Annotated in this window: 17 protein-coding genes; 7 read left to right on the forward strand and 10 right to left on the reverse strand. The window is 69.4% G+C overall.

What is annotated here, in order from left to right; all coding sequences use genetic code 11:
• Positions 1–41: 41 nt before the first annotated feature.
• The 4 genes from ETD96_RS26110 to ETD96_RS26125 are packed head-to-tail and all read right to left on the reverse strand — an operon-like array spanning position 42 to position 3,793.
• Positions 42–650: a GTP-binding protein gene (locus ETD96_RS26110; RefSeq protein ID WP_138639130.1), complete on the reverse strand. Its 609-nt coding sequence runs from the start codon at positions 648–650 to the stop codon at positions 42–44.
• On the reverse strand, positions 631–1,005 hold the full coding sequence (locus ETD96_RS26115) for a DUF742 domain-containing protein (protein WP_138639131.1): 375 nt from the start codon (positions 1,003–1,005) through the stop codon (positions 631–633). The genes ETD96_RS26110 and ETD96_RS26115 overlap by 20 nt, the downstream gene beginning before the upstream one ends.
• 14 nt (positions 1,006–1,019) lie before the next feature.
• Positions 1,020–1,436: a roadblock/LC7 domain-containing protein gene (locus ETD96_RS26120; RefSeq protein WP_138639132.1), complete on the reverse strand. Its 417-nt coding sequence runs from the start codon at positions 1,434–1,436 to the stop codon at positions 1,020–1,022.
• Positions 1,433–3,793, reverse strand: coding sequence for a sensor histidine kinase (locus ETD96_RS26125; protein WP_138639133.1), 2,361 nt, complete (start codon positions 3,791–3,793; stop codon positions 1,433–1,435). Before ETD96_RS26125 ends, ETD96_RS26120 begins: the two co-directional genes overlap by 4 nt.
• A 286-nt stretch (positions 3,794–4,079) precedes the next feature.
• Here ETD96_RS26125 and ETD96_RS26130 point away from each other — a divergent pair, with 286 nt between their 5' ends.
• Positions 4,080–4,493, forward strand: coding sequence for a roadblock/LC7 domain-containing protein (locus ETD96_RS26130; RefSeq protein WP_386868051.1), 414 nt, complete (start codon positions 4,080–4,082; stop codon positions 4,491–4,493).
• A 566-nt stretch (positions 4,494–5,059) separates the two neighbouring features.
• On the opposite strand, the gene ETD96_RS26135 is transcribed toward ETD96_RS26130, so the two are convergent.
• On the reverse strand, positions 5,060–5,878 hold the full coding sequence (locus ETD96_RS26135) for an ion transporter (RefSeq protein ID WP_240808221.1): 819 nt from the start codon (positions 5,876–5,878) through the stop codon (positions 5,060–5,062).
• 380 nt (positions 5,879–6,258) lie between these two features.
• Between ETD96_RS26135 and ETD96_RS26140 the strand changes: the two genes are divergently transcribed.
• The gene (locus ETD96_RS26140; protein WP_240808223.1) at positions 6,259–6,867 is read left to right on the forward strand and encodes a phosphatase PAP2 family protein; all 609 of its coding nucleotides are present in this window, start codon (positions 6,259–6,261) and stop codon (positions 6,865–6,867) included.
• Between the two features lie 60 nt (positions 6,868–6,927).
• Here the strand turns inward: ETD96_RS26140 and ETD96_RS26145 are convergent, their stop codons facing one another.
• Complete coding sequence (locus ETD96_RS26145; protein WP_138639136.1) at positions 6,928–7,458, reverse strand: PH domain-containing protein; 531 nt, start codon at positions 7,456–7,458, stop codon at positions 6,928–6,930.
• Between the two features lie 220 nt (positions 7,459–7,678).
• On the opposite strand from ETD96_RS26145, the gene ETD96_RS26150 reads away from it, so the two are divergent.
• Both ETD96_RS26150 and ETD96_RS26155 read left to right on the forward strand, forming a co-directional pair.
• Positions 7,679–7,903, forward strand: a complete 225-nt coding sequence (locus tag ETD96_RS26150) for a hypothetical protein (protein ID WP_205719467.1) — start codon at positions 7,679–7,681, stop codon at positions 7,901–7,903.
• Positions 7,900–8,619, forward strand: coding sequence for a sulfite exporter TauE/SafE family protein (locus ETD96_RS26155; protein WP_138639137.1), 720 nt, complete (start codon positions 7,900–7,902; stop codon positions 8,617–8,619). The genes ETD96_RS26150 and ETD96_RS26155 overlap by 4 nt, the downstream gene beginning before the upstream one ends.
• 178 nt (positions 8,620–8,797) lie before the next feature.
• Here the strand turns inward: ETD96_RS26155 and ETD96_RS26160 are convergent, their stop codons facing one another.
• Positions 8,798–10,000 (reverse strand): SGNH/GDSL hydrolase family protein, encoded by a 1,203-nt coding sequence (locus tag ETD96_RS26160; RefSeq protein ID WP_138639138.1) that lies wholly within the window; start codon positions 9,998–10,000, stop codon positions 8,798–8,800.
• A gap of 567 nt (positions 10,001–10,567) precedes the next feature.
• Between ETD96_RS26160 and ETD96_RS47675 the strand changes: the two genes are divergently transcribed.
• Both ETD96_RS47675 and ETD96_RS45065 read left to right on the forward strand, forming a co-directional pair.
• Positions 10,568–10,693: a hypothetical protein gene (locus ETD96_RS47675; RefSeq protein WP_274704643.1), complete on the forward strand. Its 126-nt coding sequence runs from the start codon at positions 10,568–10,570 to the stop codon at positions 10,691–10,693.
• A 50-nt stretch (positions 10,694–10,743) separates the two neighbouring features.
• Positions 10,744–10,911 carry a hypothetical protein gene (locus ETD96_RS45065; RefSeq protein ID WP_171069239.1) on the forward strand — a complete coding sequence of 56 codons (168 nt, stop codon included), beginning with the start codon at positions 10,744–10,746 and terminating at the stop codon, positions 10,909–10,911.
• A gap of 86 nt (positions 10,912–10,997) precedes the next feature.
• Here ETD96_RS45065 and ETD96_RS26165 read toward each other — a convergent pair whose 3' ends face one another.
• The 3 genes from ETD96_RS26165 to ETD96_RS48215 form a co-directional block, all read right to left on the reverse strand.
• Positions 10,998–12,014, reverse strand: coding sequence for a DUF2804 domain-containing protein (locus ETD96_RS26165; protein ID WP_138639139.1), 1,017 nt, complete (start codon positions 12,012–12,014; stop codon positions 10,998–11,000).
• Between the two features lie 492 nt (positions 12,015–12,506).
• Positions 12,507–12,935: a hypothetical protein gene (locus tag ETD96_RS45070; protein ID WP_171069238.1), complete on the reverse strand. Its 429-nt coding sequence runs from the start codon at positions 12,933–12,935 to the stop codon at positions 12,507–12,509.
• 148 nt (positions 12,936–13,083) lie between these two features.
• Positions 13,084–13,500, reverse strand: a complete 417-nt coding sequence (locus tag ETD96_RS48215; RefSeq protein ID WP_171069240.1) for a helix-turn-helix domain-containing protein — start codon at positions 13,498–13,500, stop codon at positions 13,084–13,086.
• Here ETD96_RS48215 and ETD96_RS26180 point away from each other — a divergent pair.
• The gene (locus tag ETD96_RS26180; RefSeq protein WP_205719469.1) at positions 13,440–14,708 is read left to right on the forward strand and encodes an alpha/beta fold hydrolase; all 1,269 of its coding nucleotides are present in this window, start codon (positions 13,440–13,442) and stop codon (positions 14,706–14,708) included. The genes ETD96_RS48215 and ETD96_RS26180 overlap by 61 nt on opposite strands.
• Positions 14,709–15,375 lie beyond the last annotated feature (667 nt).

Raw genomic sequence — 15,375 nt, forward strand, 5'->3', positions numbered from 1 at the left:
GGGGGTTGGGGGCGGCGTCGGCGGCGCGGGAGCGGATGCGTTCAGCGCCTGGACGCGGTCTTGGTGAGGACGTGCTCGACCATGGTGATCAGCACCTGCTTGGCCGAGGCACGGCTGCGCACGTCGCACAGCATCAGCGGGACGTCGTCGTCCAGGTCCAGGGCGATCCGCACGTCCTCGGGGTCCTTGCGCTCGGCGCCGTCGAAGCAGTTCACGGCGACCATGAACGGGGTGCGGCGGTCCTCGAAGTAGTCGACGGTCCCGAAGCAGTCGGCGAGGCGGCGCACGTCGGCGAGCACCACCGCGCCGACGGCGCCGAGCGCCAGCTCGTCCCACATGAACCAGAACCGCTGCTGGCCCGGCGTCCCGAACAGGTACAGCACCAGGTCGTCCGGGAGCGTGATCCGGCCGAAGTCCATGGCCACGGTGGTGCTGGTCTTGCCGTCCACGCCGGTGGTGTCGTCCACGCCGACGCTCTGGTCGGTGAGGATCTCCTCGGTGCGCAGCGGGCGGATCTCGCTGATCGAGCCCACCATGGTCGTCTTGCCGACCCCGAACCCGCCCGCGATGAGGATCTTCGCGGCGGTCAGCTGGCCGCCCCCGGCGGCGCCCGGATGCCGGACGGCGGTGTCAGAGTGCGCGTAGTCCATTCAGCAGCTTCCTTAGTACGAGCTCGTCCGGGACGTCGCCGGTGGGAGTCGGTTTCAGCACCCTGAGCGCGTTCTCGTCGCGCAGGTCGTCGACCAGGACCCGGACGACGCCGACGGGCAGGTCGATCTCGGACGCCAGGTCGGCGAAGGTGATCGGCCGCCGGCAGATCGCCAGCAGCCTGCGGTGCTCGGGGTCGAGCCGCACCCGCCGGGGGACCGGCACGCCGGTCGCCTCCAGCACGGAGATCAGGTTCAGGTCGAGGCCGTCGTCGCGGAGCCGGGTCCGGCCCCGCGTGACCGTGTAGGGGCGAACGACGGGGCCGGCGTCCCCGTCGAGCCATCGGTCATCGCTCATCGGTCACCCCGGCCTCACCTGGCGCCCGTTCCCGACAGCCGGGGAATGAACGGCGGCCGCTCGGCCAGCTCCTCGGCGAGCTGGACCATCCGCAGCACGACCGCGCCCGCGTCCGCGTCGGCGTGCGCCAGCACGGCGAGGCAGGCGTCCTCGCCCGCCGGCACCATGAACACCAGCATCGTGTCCATCTCGATGACGCTCTGCAGCAGCTCACCGCCGTCGAACCGGCGGCACGCGCCGCGGGCGAGCCCCTGCATGCCCGCCACCAGCGCGGCGAGATGCTCGGAGTTCTCCCGGCCGACGCCGGACGAGCAGGCCACGACCAGCCCGTCCCTGGACAGCAGGACCGCGCCGCTCACCAGCTCCGCCCGGCCGCCGATGCCGTCCAGGCGCCGGCGCACCTCGTCGGCCGTGATCGATGGTTCCGTCAACGTTCGTCCTCCTCGTCACGTCCGGTGGGCGGGACCGACGGCGGTTCGCCGCGCCCGCGCCGCCACCCGCTCTGCATCGAGGCCATGACCGAGCTGGCGCGCTCCGGCGAGCGCGCGCCGCGTCCGGGCGGCCGCTTCTCGTCCCGGGCGGGCGGTGCGGTGTCGCGCAGCTGCGGCGCCAGGTTCTGGCGGCGCACGCGGCGCGGCATCCCCGCGTGGGTGCCCTCGGCCGTGGACGACGCCGCCCGCGCCGGCTGCGGCTCGGACGGAGCGCTCGGCTCGGCCGCCGGGCCGGGCGGCGGCATGCCGAGGGGGTCGCCGTGGTCGCCGTCCGGCGGCTCGGTGCCGCCGGCGCGGTGCCGTCCGACGGGGTCCATCGCGTTCTCCTGCGTGTCGTGGCCGATGATGTCCAGCGGCCCGGAGCCCGCCGGCGGGACCGTCGCGTCCGCGGCGGGCAGGTCCGGGACGTTCGCGGGGGCGTCCGCCTGCTCGGTGCCGGTGCCGGTGCCGCCGGCGCGGCCGACCTGGTCCGGCGAAACGACGAGCGAGTGCGGCAGCAGCACGACGGTCTTGATGCCGCCGTAGGCGTTCGGCTCCAGCGCCACCTTGATCCCGCGCCGGTGCGCGAGCGTCCCGACGACGAACAGCCCGAGCTGGTCGCCGTGGGTCAGGTCGAACTCCGGCTCGCGGCGGAGCTGCTCGTTGACGGCCGCCAGCTTGTCCGGCTTCATGCCGAGGCCGCGGTCCTGGATCTCGACCACGAAGCCCTGGCCCACCAGCCCGGCGTCGACCTCCACCGGCGTGTTCGGCGGCGACAGGACGGTCGCGTTCTCGATCAGCTCCGCCAGCAGGTGGATCACGTCGGCGACGGCTCCGCCGACGATGCCCTCCTCCGCCGTGCTGACCACCTCGACGCGGGCGTAGTCCTCGATCTCGCCGATGGCGCCGCGCAGCACGTCCAGGATGCCGACCGGGTGCCGCCAGCCGCGGCCGGGCGCGGCGCCGGACAGGATGATCAGGCCCTCCGCGTGCCGCCGCATGCGGGTGGTGAGGTGGTCGATGGCGAACAGGTCGGCGAGGGCGTCGGGGTCGGACGCCTTGCGCTCCAGCGTGTCCAGCATCGCCAGCTGCCGGTGCAGCAGCGACTGGTTGCGCCGGGCGAGGTTCTGGAACACCTGGTTGACCGCGGCGCGCAGCTCGGCCTGGCGGACGGCGGCCTCGACGGCGGTGCGCTGCACGGACGAGAACGCGGACGACACGTTGAAGACCTCGGCCGTCCGGCCGACCTCCAGTGGCGGGGCCTCCGCCGCCACGTCGACCTCGTGCCCGCGGCTCAGCCGGCGCACGACGTCGGGCAGCCGCTCCTCGGCCATGGTGCGCGCGGCGCCCTGGAGGCCGAGCAGGTCGCGGCTGATGCGGCGGCTGAAGCGGAACATCAGGAGCGCGGTCAGGGTGATCGCGACCAGGCCGATGACGCCGATGAGGACGAGGCGCAGCAGCGTCTCGTCCGAGGCCGCCTTGGCCTCGGCGGCGTTCTGCGCCCGGGACTTGCCGAGCGCGCCGTCGATCTGCCCGATGGAGGCGCCCGCGACGGCCTTCCAGTCGGCCGCGGAGATCCGCAGTTTCGCGCCGGGACGGGTCGCCAGGATGCCGTCCTCCACCGCGGTGAAGGACCTCTCGGCGGGGGACGCCAGCGCCTGCTTGAACGGAGCGGCGATGGCCGGGTGGAGCTCGGCGAGGTTCGAGCTCTCCAGGAACCGCCGTTCGTACACCAGCCTGCTGACCGCCGCGTACTCGCCGGCGGTCATCCGGCGGCCGTCCGCGAGCACGCCGCCCACCAGCGCGATCTCCCGTCCGCGCAGCTCGATGCCGCGCGACATGGCGGCGGTGTGGGCGGACTGCTGGAGGCCGTCGCCGGCCACCAGCACGTTGACGTACTGGAAGTGGGCTTCGAGGACGTCGTTGTAGGCGTTGAACGCCTCCAGCCTCGTCAGGGCGCGGGAGTCGACCTGGCTCCGCAGCCCGCCGATCCCGTTGAGCCTGTCCATCAGCACCGACAGCCGCTGCTTCATCGCGTCCGTCAGCGTGGCCTGGAACTTCTCAGAGTCCACAGCCTTGTTCATCTGGACGATCGTGCCGTCCATCTTCGCGCGGACGGCGTCCAACGGCGTGCGCGGCAGCCGGTGGTTGCGGCTCAGCCAGGTCACCGACTCCTGCCGCTCCTGGGCCAGGGTGACCAGCATCGGCTGCGCGGCGCCGCCGTAGATCTCGTTGGTGGTGTCGAGGTCGCGCTGGTTGACGGCCTTGGACGCGGTGCTCTGCGCCGCGAAGACCCACAGCGTGACCAGGGAGACCATCGGAACGATGATCAGACCGAAAAGGGAGAACCGGATCGAACGCCGGCGGCGTGGGCTCCTCACCGGGCGAAACGGCCGAGGTCAACGCGGATATGACTGACGTGGACGTTCATGGTGTCTCTTTCAGGCTTGGCGGGCACCGGACGACCGAACTCGGGCTACACCGTGCCACAAGTTTGATCATGTGTCTGGAATTCCATGTATCTTGGCGGACCGCCGATGAAAACATGTTCCGGCGTTCGGCGGTCCCCGAACCCCGCCGATGTCTCGGAAGAGGAGAAGCCACGTGACGCCGCTGCGAGGCGATTCGACCAACCGGCTGGATTGGCTGATCGACGGGCTCGTCGAACGGGTGCCCCAGGTGACCAAGGCGGTGGTGCAGTCGGCGGACGGGCTCCTCATGGGTGCGTCCGCCGGCCTGAGCCGGGAGGACGCGGAGTACCTGTCCGCCCTCGCCGCCGGCGTGCAGAGCCTCGCCCAGGGCGCGCGGACCCAGTTCGGCGCGGGCCAGGTGCACCAGACGATCATCGAGATGCAGAACGCCTTCCTGTTCGTCACCGCGGCGGGTGAAGGCGCCTCGCTGACCGTGCTCTCCGACACCAGCGCGGATCCGGCGCAGATCAGCTACGAGATGACCCTCCTGGTCGGACGGGTCGGGGAGCACCTCGCGTCCCGCCCGCGGAACCACGCCGCCCCCTGAACCCGGGCGCACGGGAGGGGCGGTCGCCGCTCCTCCCGGACCGTCCGCGAACGCTCGCGGACGCACTCCGGAGCCGCGACCGCGCCACCGGCGACGGCCGACCGGGCGCGGGCCCTAGACCTACGAGGAGGCAGCGAGAGAGTTGTGAAAGGGCCATCCGGGCTCGCTGAAGGCCGGCTCCTTACACCGGTGTGTTGGGAGAGACGGCAGTAGCCGCTCTCGCATCTGCCGGGCGGGACTATGCCGATCAGGGGTGTAGACCAGCGGCCATCGTAAAGCCGGTTCATTTGGCGACGCTGTATTCGACCTGATCACCGTTACAGCATGTGGGGCAGCGATTCAATCCTGCCCTGGGCCTTGTATTCGGCGATTCTGTGATCGTATTTCCGTACCGATCGGTGCCGCATCCAACCGAGGCGGTAACGCCCGTCGTCCGCCTAGAGTCGTGTACTGGAAAACCCGTGCATTGACGGCTTCGCAACCTTCACCCGCGCGGCCGCGCGGCCCTTTGCATCTGGTGCTGCCGGGCCGCCGCGCCCCCGAGGCCATCTCCTTGATCTCCGTGCTCACTGCCGGGACATCGGGCCGCCCGAGTTCGTCTCCCGGACGCTGTCCTCCTGGTCGCGGCGCAGTGCTCTGACCTCCGCACGGAGTGCGGTGATCTCCTCCAGCAGGGCCGTGTCGGACTCTCGCCGAGCACGGTGGACGATGGCGGCGATCGCCTCGGCCTGCTCCAGGTCGTCGTCCTCCATGGCGCGCACCACCACGGCGATGAACAGGTTCAGTACCACGAACGTGCAGATCAGGATGAACACCACGAAGAAGATCCACGCCGAAGGATGGTGCCGCATCACAGAGCGGGCCACCTCCGACCATGCCTCCCCGGTCATCACCTGGAAGAGGGTGAACAGGGAGACGCCCAGATCGCCGAAGTACTCGGGGTTGGTCGCGCCGAACAGCTTGGTGGCCATCACCGCCGCGACGTAGAGCACCAGGCCGAGCAGCACGGCGATCGAGGCCATACCGGGCATCGCCCCGAGCAGGGCCGACACCACCCGGCGCAGGCTGGGGACCACCGAGACCAGGCGCAACGCCCGCAGGACGCGCAGCGCGCGCAGCACCGACAGGCCGCCCGAGTGCGGCACCAGGGAGATGGCGATGACCGTGAAGTCGAACAGATTCCACGGCTCCCGGACGAACCGAACACGCTGGACGTAGATCTTGGCCGCCAACTCGGCGACGAACACGCCGAGCGCCAGACGGTCCACCGTGTGCAGAACGGCGCCGTGCCGGTCCAGCACCGACGGCACGGTCTCCAGCCCGAGCGTGACCGCGTTGACCAGGATCACCGCGACGATCACACGCTGGAAGTGCCGCGACTCCACCAGGGAGGCGACACGTTCGCGAACTGGCGTTCGATGGCCTCGCCGATCCTCCGGCCCCGACCCCGCAGCGGCGTCGTCCGTCCGCGATCGCGGGCTCAATCCGTTCTGTTGTCTCCTGTACCGCGGCGGCACGTGGACCCCGGCCTCCTCATGCCGCTCGATGGGCGTCCTGGCGGTTGCTACTACACTTGTAGCACGTCCGTCGGAGGCCCTTCAGCAGTTCGCCGGATGGAGTCGTGATCATCACATTCGGAACGGACGCGACGGCGAACGGCAGGTGTCCGGTGGCCACGACGTACCTTGGATAGCTCGACGGATGGGGGCTGGACATCGAGGCCAGAGGCGGGCTCGTGAGCGCCAGGATGCGGCCACATGGGCTGGTGGTCGCCTCCGCGGTGGTCACGGTGGTGGTGATCGCGGACGTGCTGGTCGGCGGCCCGCTGAGGCATCTCGACGGTCAGGTGTTCGCCGATGGCCTGCCGCCCCGGAGCGGTTACCGGCACTTCTTCTGGCGGACGGTCGTGAACGCCGGCCAGTACTGGCTGGTCGGCTCCCTCGCTGCGCTGACCTCGCTCGCAGTCGCCTGGCGGCGGCGCAGCGCCGCACTGGCGATCCGTGCCGGGGTCTGGCTGGTCGCCGCCGAACTCCTCGTGCGGGGAGCCCAGATCGTATTCGCCAGGACGCCGCCCCGCACCGGCCGAGACGCGCTGCTCGCCGATGGGTTCCTGCCCTTTCCCTCCGGCCATGCCGCCAACGCCGCCGCCTGCCTGCTGTTCATGACGGCCCTGGTCGGCGCATCCCGCGCATGGACGATCGCCGCGCACGCCCTGGCCGCTGGGGTCGCCGTCGCCGTGGTCACGCTCGGCTACCACTGGCCGACCGACGCGATCGCCGGCTGGGGACTCGGCATGCTCCTGGCCTGTGCTGGCCGGGCCTTCGCCGTACCGCAAGGCGGATACAGTCCAGCCGGTCGATCCGGCCGCCTGTGACGGCGGTCGGCAGCAGGTAGATCACATACGGAACCAGGGGGAGGCGCCGCCCGTGAGATCTCACCTGTGGTCGGCGACGCCCGGGCCCATCTGGTGCCGGCTCTGCTCCTCGTCCACGGCCTGGTAGATCTTGGACTTGAGGCCCTCGGGGTCGGGGACGCGCTTGAGCCGCAGCATCCCGTGCTCGGAGGCGGACTGGACGTCGAGCGTCCCGTATCGCCAGATCCGCTCCCACAGCGTCACCCGGAAGGACACGTCGTTGACACGGACCAGCGGGATGCTGTGACCGGTCTTGGTCAGGAACCCGCTGCGCTTGTAGATCCGCTTGGTGGTGACGATGTACATGGTGCCGCGCCATCGCAGAAGCGGGATCAGCCAGAACCACAGCGAGAGGATCGCGGCCACCCCGAGGACGACGTAGTCGGTGATCCGACCCCAGTACTCGCCGGACGGGATGACCCACAACAGCGCGCCCGCGACGATCCAGATGAGGCAGAGGATCACGAACTCGCCGACCATCTCGGTCCAATGCTGGCGAGTGGCGTGCACCAGGGATTCGTCCTCAGCGAGATACCGGTCAGCAAAACCCATGCCGCGCATCCTGGCACACCACTCCGGCGACGTATACGGCCATGCGGCCAACCTGCAAAGACCGGTCATGCCAGGAAGGGAACCAAGAGTGCCATGGGGGCGCACAGCAGGGTCAAGGCGGTGCCGTAGGCCAGCAGCCGCTGCCAGAGAGGGGCGACCGTCGCAGGCCCGAGCAGGCGCTGGATGCGGGAAAGGACGGCGGGGTTCCATCGGAGTGATCATGGCCGGCGTCCTGATCGCCGCGACCGGGCAGGTGCTGGCCGTGCTCGGGCACCACGCCCCCGAGGGCCTGGACGTCGACGCCGTGGCCGGTGAACCGGTCGCCATTGCCGGTGTTCGGAACGTCCACGACCTGCACCTGTGGACGCTGACGTCGGGCATGCACCCGCACAGCTCAGGCCGTGAGTCAAGCACACCCCCACCGACTGGCAGGCTGGACCCGTGACCATCGCGTTGCCCGCCGCCTGCGCCGCGGCGTTCGCGCTCGCGCTGCTGTCCGCAGTGGCCGGGTTCGGCGGCGGCGTGCTCCTGCTGCCGGTGTTCACCGCGCTGTTCGGGCTGCGGTTCGCGGTCCCGATGCTCACCCTCACCCAGCTGTCCAGCAACGGCAGCCGGGTCTGGCTGAACCGCCGCGACCTGCACTGGCGGCTGATCGGCTGGTTCGCCCTGGGCGCGGTCCCGTTCGCGCTGGCCGGTGGCCTGCTGCTGGCCCACGCTCCGCTGGCGCCCCTCCAACGCGCGCTCGGGGTGTTCCTGATCGGCGTGGTGATCTGGCGGCGCCTCAACCCCCACCCCCGCAAACCCAGCGACCACGCTTTCGCCGGGGTCGGCACCGCCTCCGGGCTCGGCTCGGCCCTGCTCGGCTCGGTCGGCCCGTTGACCGCCCCGTTCTTCCTGGCCTACGGCCTGGCCCGCGCCGCCTACATCGGCACCGAAGCCGCCGCCGCCCTCACCATGCACCTGACCAAACTCACTGCCTACGGCGCCGGTGACCTGCTCACCACCAAAATCCTCCTCTACGGCGCCGCCCTCACCCCCGCCACCCTCGTCGGCGCCTGGACCGGCAAGAAGGTCGTCGACCACATCAGCGACCGCGTCTTCGTCCATCTCGTCGAAGCCGGACTCATCGCTGCCGGAACGCTGTTCCTGATCGGCCTATGAACCAAGTTCGACCCCTGAGGCTGAAGAGCGTGGTCATCCCCTACCTGAGGCGGCGGCGCGTATCCCGCACACGATCCCCGAACGCGGCGATCAACTGGCCGCCCGGGCAAGGTGCGAGCACCCGCCGTCAGCTGCCTGGAGCAGGTGCCGCGAGGTCCTTCCTCCTCGATGGGGTGGGTCAACGCGCAGCGCCGCAGATTTGGGTAAGTGAGGGGTTTTGATAGGCGGCGGCCAGGCACCGGCCCTGGAATTGCTGGGCGAAGGCGTTGGGGTGCAGCGACTCCTGCTGGTAGCCCTGGCTGATCTTCATTCCGGCGGTGCCGAAGCGCACCCACTCCATCTGGCTGCCCAGTTTGCCGGCGTCTTCGCTCGGACCTGCCTGGCGGGTGCCGTTCTCACAGAGGGCGTGGCCGTCCAGCGCGTGGAGCATGCTGAGGAAGGTCACATTCTTGTCGGTGGCGACCTTCTGCAGCATCGTGTCGATGGCGGGCGTCAGAGTGTCGTGCATGAGGTCGAAGTCGGCGTCCCACAGCGGGCAGCCGCCGACGAGTGTCCGCTTGGTCTTGCCGCCCCCGGCCTCGGGGAAGATGTCTCGTACCTCGGCGCTGGTCGGTACCGGAGAGGGGTAGGACTGCAGGATCAGCTTGTAGTTGCCGGTGGATGATCCGGCCGCGTTCATCACCTGGCGGATCTTGTCGATCACTTTTCCGACGTTGGTGGCGACCTGCGGCAGTTGAGCGAGGAGGCGGTCCCCCTCGCCGGTGGCGGCGCATGAGGGCCTGCTGTTCATGTACTGATCGGTGCAGCGGCGCAGGAAATCCGACACGTTCATGTCGTTGCCGCCGATCGACACCACGATCAATTTCACCTGGTGAGTGGCGGCCAGCGTTTGCAGCAGCCGCGCCTGCGATGCCTTGTTCTCCTTGAAAGGCTCGCTGAGGACATGCTCGGTCTCGGCTCCCGAGCAGGCCAGATTGACCGGAGTGAGCGCGACCTGCCGGGTGCCGGTAATCTCGGCCACATCCGAGCGGTGGCATCCGGTGGTGGTGGGGTGTCGGGGGTCGACCGCGGTGCCGTCATAGACCCCCTTCGGGTCATAGCGGCAGATGGTCGCGAAGCGGTAGGCGGCTCGATCGGTCCCGCCTCGGGTGCAGAACGCCGCGGCGGCGAGATCGCCGTTACCCCACCAACGACCTGCCTCACCGGAGATGAAGCTGTCTCCCAGTGACACCGCTACCGGCCCTGCCTGCGGCGCAAGGGTCCCCTTGCTGGCGGCTCTGGCCTGGGGGCCCAAGGTCGAGAAGGCGGCCGAGGCGGCCAGCATCCCGGCGATGGCGGTGGCAAGTGCGGCGGTACTGGGACGTTTGCTGCCTTTGGTCATGAATGGAACCTCCCATGCAAATAAGGATGAAATCCGTTCCTCCGCTCCCTGATCCGAAATCACGAAGGGCGGATAACTGCGTTAAGCGGACGACTTGCATCCATGTCATCACACACAGTAGCGATGGTGAGGTCAGCTGAACGGAGCATGTTTTCTGACGGCCGGGATATCGCACTGTGCATCGCTCGCCAGGAAATCACCGACATTCCCGGAAAAAAAGGACGGAAGCGCGCCGCTTCGACGCTCGAGGGGCGACCCGGCCCTGGTCCCTGGAACCCTGAGGAGAGCCGTCTTTGATCCCGTCGCCATTTGAGATGAGCAGGGTGTGGCCCGCCGGTACTGAGAACGACTCTTGGGATCACCTGCGCGTCAGGCGCGGCCTACCGCGGGGCCGCTCGATACCGTTCCAGTGACCTTTGGCCCCACTCTCGGCAGGGCAAATTCCGGCCAGGAACGTGAAAGGTATTCACTTCTGTTCGGGTCTGGACTTACGCTCCTGGTGCCTCGCTCGCCCCCCTCGGAGGCAACCGTGCGGTGCAACCCTCCGCAGCTCGGAGTGCCCCGATCGTGCCCGTCGGCCCAGGGCTGGCGCTGCCGCCCCTGCACACGGCCGCGTGCGCCGGTAACGGGCCCGCCGTCGGCGATGGCCCGATCTCCGAACACGTCCCGCAGGACAAGCGCCTCCAGCACTGACCGCCCCGCGGCTCCCTGCCGCTCTGGACGGCGGCGCGGTCACCGGGCACGTGACCGCGATCGGCTCGCTGCCGCAGGAGAGCCTGTGCAGCGGGACGTTCGAGGTGGAGGGCGTGGACTTCGACGTCCGCACCGAGACGCTGCGGGCGCTGATCGTCCAGCCCGGTGCGTGCAATGTCGTCACCACGGTGTACGAGTACAAGCTGGCGGGAGCCTGACCGGTCCGCGAGTGGGCCGGTCGCTGCGGGCGGGGTGCGCACCCGTCTGTGCCGAGCACCGGACGGCGGCCCGGTGCTCGGCACGGTCACAGGCGGGCTTTCATGCTTTCGCAGACGCCCGGAGCGCCACTGAGTTCGAACGTGCGGGAGGCACCGCGGACGGTGCCGGTGTAGTGGCCGAAAAGCTGGTAGTAGTCGATGGCGAACAAGCCCAGCTGGCGGATCACGCGCTTGCGGCCCTGCGGTTCGAAGGCGACGTCGAGGCGGCCGTCGGCGGAGGAGATGTGCCACGGGGCCATCGGGTCGGCTGATCCGGGGGCGAAGGCGATGTCCGCGAGTGGCTCGCAGGTTCCGGGCGTCCACAGGCAGGACTCCTCCGGCTCACCCGGCAGCTCGGGGCGGGCGGCGAAGTTCGCCCCGACGAGGCCGCCGGCGCCCAGAGAGGCGAAGGTGCCCCAGAGCCAGGACGTCCGGTAGGGGAGAAGGGAGCGGTGCTCATCCAGGATGGCCAAGTCGCGGGACGGATCGAAGGCGAACGCACGGTCACCGACACGTAGCGTGCCCGCGACGGGGAAGGCCGCCTTGTAGGTGTACATGCGGCCGCCGGGCAGACGGGAGCTCACCGACAGGGGAGCGGTCGCGGCGGCGGCATCGAGGGTGAGCGCACCGGTGATGGCGGGGGCCTTCGTTGTCGCGGCCAGGTCGACCTCGACACGGTGACGCCCCGAAGACTCCGCGAAGGAGTAACTGATGCGGTAGCCCCGCCGCTGGAAATGGCACACGCCCTCCAGCAGGACCGTGGGCAGTGCCGGGGCGCCACCATGCGACGTCGCGGAATGCTGGTGAAGGAGCCCGGCGGCGCGATCGAAAAGATAGAACTCCGAGCTGGACAGATACTGCGCGTCCTGAATGATGACGGACGAGGCCAGCTCGGGATGCAGGAGGGTGAAGCCGACCCACTCCTTTAAACGCAGCCGCCTGAGCCGGCGGCCGAGTCCGGTGAATTCCGCGAGCGGATCGACATCGGCGGGACGCCCCGGAAGGCGGCCCCAATGGCGAGCACCGGGCACCGCAAGGCGGTCGAGAGCGGACATGCTGGACATGCCTTTCATCCTGCCGACGACTTGCTCACCCGGACAACCACAGCCGGCACCCATCCGGTAGTGCCCGCTGGCTCGGGTGCTCACCCTCAGCGCCGACGCACGTTCCTTTCAAGTGACCTCCGCCGCGCGTCCGCTTCGATCAGGGCGCACTCCATCGTGGCGAGCCCCAGGGCCAGAGGTGGCCGCGATGGGCGAGCGCGGCCAGCGCCTCGTCCTCGTTCGGCCGGTCCTGCACCGCGCCTGCCCCCGGGCCGCAGCTTCCGCCAGCAACGACGGCCGTGACGCGATCTGGTGCTTGGATCCGGGCGTGTAGCGGTTGGTGCGCTGCCGTCTGGCTTCGTTAGTGGGCGGAGACAGCTTTGCAGGGCTGTTTGGGCACCACTTTGACCGATCTCTCGCCCACGGCCGAGGGCACCGGCGGTGAACGAGCCGGTGAGATGACGCACCAGCGCGATCACGGAGGGATCCGGCGCTTGTTGGTCGCCGGTGTGGTCAGCTGCCGACGCTGAAGGTCGCGGTGTGACCGGTCGGCAACGTGCCCCCGTCGTGGAACCCCGTGGCTCCGGTGTTGGCGGGACTTGCCAGGTAGCGGACGAGTTCGGTGTCCTCATGGTCGGCGAGGACCAGGTGGACGCCGAACTCGCAGGGCCCGTGGAGGTTCTCGCGCACTTCCAGTGCCGTGACCTGCGGGGGCAGGTTGGTGCTCCAGTCGATCATCGTGCGGAGCAGCGCAGCGTGCTCAACCGTGGTCACTTGGCGGCGCTTCAATGCCCTGGCGTGGCCCGCGACGGGCGCGGCGATCGCCTCGACCTTGACGCCGTCCGCCCTGCCGACCGCGACCAGTCCGTCCCGATCCTGCAACCCTTGGACGAACCAGTTCATCCCGCCGCTCACCCCGCGGACCAGCCGAAGTTGCTTCACTGGCGACATGCTCGGCGACGCGGGCGTCACGGTGATCGGAGGCACTCCTCGGGCGACCAGCGCACACCTGACGCAGGCAGGCGGAAGGGGGGCGGCCTGCTCTAACAGGCGCGCGGCGACCATGAGCAGGCCGGGCAGGGACCTCGGCTCAGGCATGTGGCCTTCCTCTGTAGTTGTGCGCTGCCTCCGAGACCAGGATCCCAGCTCGCTTGAGCCTCCCTCGGACGGGTTCCCAGCACAAGCACACCGGGAATCCAGGAGCTCGTGCAGTTCCGGCTGGGGCCGGGGCGGACTGTAGTCGTGGGTGTGCCGTTCGGGCATGCCCGGCATCATCGGCAGCACCGGCTGTGACCTGTCGATGGCCTGCATAACGTCCGGGGCGGGGCTCATCGGTCAGCCCAGCCGGCCCGTGCTCGATGAACCGGCGGCGCCATGTGGCCACCGTCGGCGGTGAAACGCCCAGCTCGGCGGCCACATGCGTGTGGGTCGCACCCGGCTGGGCGCATGCCGGCGCGATCCGGCGCTGGACGCTGTCGTGGCCGACTACAACGACCTCCCGCCCCACCAGAGCCTGAACATGGACCGCCCCTCCGACCGATTCCAGTCCTGCGGCGATGGGAGGTTGCCGCTGCGCCTGCCAACCCAGTCTGCAAGCCTCCTCGACCTCGCCCGCCGCCGGAGCCAGGATCAAGACGGTGCCCTCCCGGCTCACACCCCAGCACCTGCGCCGTACCCGTCAACCGGCACACCCTCGCCCGCCTTGGCGGCGCCGCTCAGCAAGCCGACTACCTCGCGCGCTTCCGGGCCGACTCCATCGTCAGGGACGCCGAAGCCATCCGCCGAACCTTGATCCATGACGAGCCCTGGACCGTCCTGGGCCAGAGTTTCGGCGGCTACTGCGCCACCACTTACCTGTCGTTCGCCCCACAGGGCCTGCGGCAGGTTCTCATCACCGGCGGACTTCCCGGCCTGCGCGCCGACGCCGACGACGCTTACCGCGCCCTCTATCCCACGGTGGCGGCCAAGAACGCCGAGCACTACGAGCGCTACCCGGAGGACATCGAACGGGTCAGGCAGATCGCCCGTCACCTGCGCGACCATGATGTGCGACTGCCCAGCGGGCGGCAGCTCACCATCGAGGCCTTCCAGCCGCTGGGGAACCTGCTCGGGGCCGCAACCGGAAGCCGGCAACTGCACTACCTCCTCGAAGACCCCTTCACGGGCAGCACGCACTTGTCGGACGCATTCTTGCTCCAGGTCGATTCCCAGCTGTCCTGGGCGAGCGCCAATCCGCTGTACTTCCTGCTCCACGAGGCGACCTACGCCCAGACGGACGCCCCGACCGGCTGGTCCGCCCAGCGCACCCGTACGGAATTCCCCCGGTTCGACGCGACGGCGGCTCTGGAGGAGGGCGCCCCGATTCTGTTCACCGGGGAAATGATCTACCCCTGGCTCTTCGACAACGACCCGCTGCTACGGCCGCTGCGGGACGTGGCCGACCGGCTGGCCGACCGCCGTACCTGGACACCCCTGTACGACGTGTCCCAATTGGCGGCCAACACCGTGCCGGTCGCGGCGGCCGTCTATGCCAATGACATGTACGTCGCCCGGGACCTGTCCCTGGATTCCGCGCAGCTGATCGGCGATCTGCGGGTCTGGCTGACCGACGAGTACGAACACGACGGTCTGCGGGCCAGCGGCGGAGCCGTCCTGGACCGCTTGCTGACCGTCATCACCAGAACCCCAAAACCACATGACAAGAACCTGCGGTAAGCGGAAACGGCCCTCCGCTCCCGCACGTGTTCCCAGCCGCCAGATAGATCTTGATCGCACGGGTGAGGCTTCGGCTGAGCAATGGTGTGTCAACTTGAAGCCCGCCGGGTTCGATGAAGTCCGGTTTTCTGGCGTCGGTCGGGGCTGGTGTGTTGATGGAACGGTAGTAGGCGGTCTCGTACTCGATAGGTGGGACGTCGGCCGATGGCGGTGTGCAGCCGGCGGTGGTCGTACCAGCCAGGGGGCTGCAACAGATCGAAGAAGGATCGCTTCCGAAGGCTTTCGCGGCGGCGCCACTGCATGCATCGGGCAGGAATTGCGCTGTCGGTCGACCCGGCAGGTGTTTACGCGCCTGCCGGCGGGCGTTGTGTGGTGCTGGTCCTCCAGATTCCGTAGGACATGACGATCGCTCCGCCGAAAATGACGGCAAGGCGGGGCGGGGAGGTCCTGATCAGTTCGTGGAAGGCGCTGAGGCCGATGATGACCGAGACCAGCGGCTCGCCGAGTGTCATGGCCGTGAGCGGTGAGGCCAGGGAACTGTGGAGCGCCCCGGGTTGGGTGGAGGCCCTGAAACCTGGAAGGGTGAGGGGCTATGGCACCCCCGAGAAAGTACTCCGTTGAGCTGCGTGAACGCGCGGTCCGTATGGTCTTTGAGCTGCGCGAGCAG

It is taken from the genome of Actinomadura geliboluensis, from assembly GCF_005889745.1.
Taxonomy (GTDB): Bacteria; Actinomycetota; Actinomycetes; order Streptosporangiales; family Streptosporangiaceae; genus Spirillospora; species Spirillospora geliboluensis.

Coding starts and splice junctions, on each gene's coding strand:
- ETD96_RS26110 (WP_138639130.1), bottom strand. CDS start 650: ATGGACTACGCGCACTCTGACACCGCCGTCCGGCATCCGGGCGCCGCC.
- ETD96_RS26115 (WP_138639131.1), bottom strand. CDS start 1,005: ATGAGCGATGACCGATGGCTCGACGGGGACGCCGGCCCCGTCGTTCGC.
- ETD96_RS26125 (WP_138639133.1), bottom strand. CDS start 3,793: ATGGTCTCCCTGGTCACGCTGTGGGTCTTCGCGGCGCAGAGCACCGCG.
- ETD96_RS26145 (WP_138639136.1), bottom strand. CDS start 7,458: ATGGGTTTTGCTGACCGGTATCTCGCTGAGGACGAATCCCTGGTGCAC.
- ETD96_RS26150 (WP_205719467.1), top strand. CDS start 7,679: ATGGCCGGCGTCCTGATCGCCGCGACCGGGCAGGTGCTGGCCGTGCTC.
- ETD96_RS26160 (WP_138639138.1), bottom strand. CDS start 10,000: ATGACCAAAGGCAGCAAACGTCCCAGTACCGCCGCACTTGCCACCGCC.
- ETD96_RS26165 (WP_138639139.1), bottom strand. CDS start 12,014: ATGTCCAGCATGTCCGCTCTCGACCGCCTTGCGGTGCCCGGTGCTCGC.
- ETD96_RS26180 (WP_205719469.1), top strand. CDS start 13,440: ATGCCGGCGCGATCCGGCGCTGGACGCTGTCGTGGCCGACTACAACGA.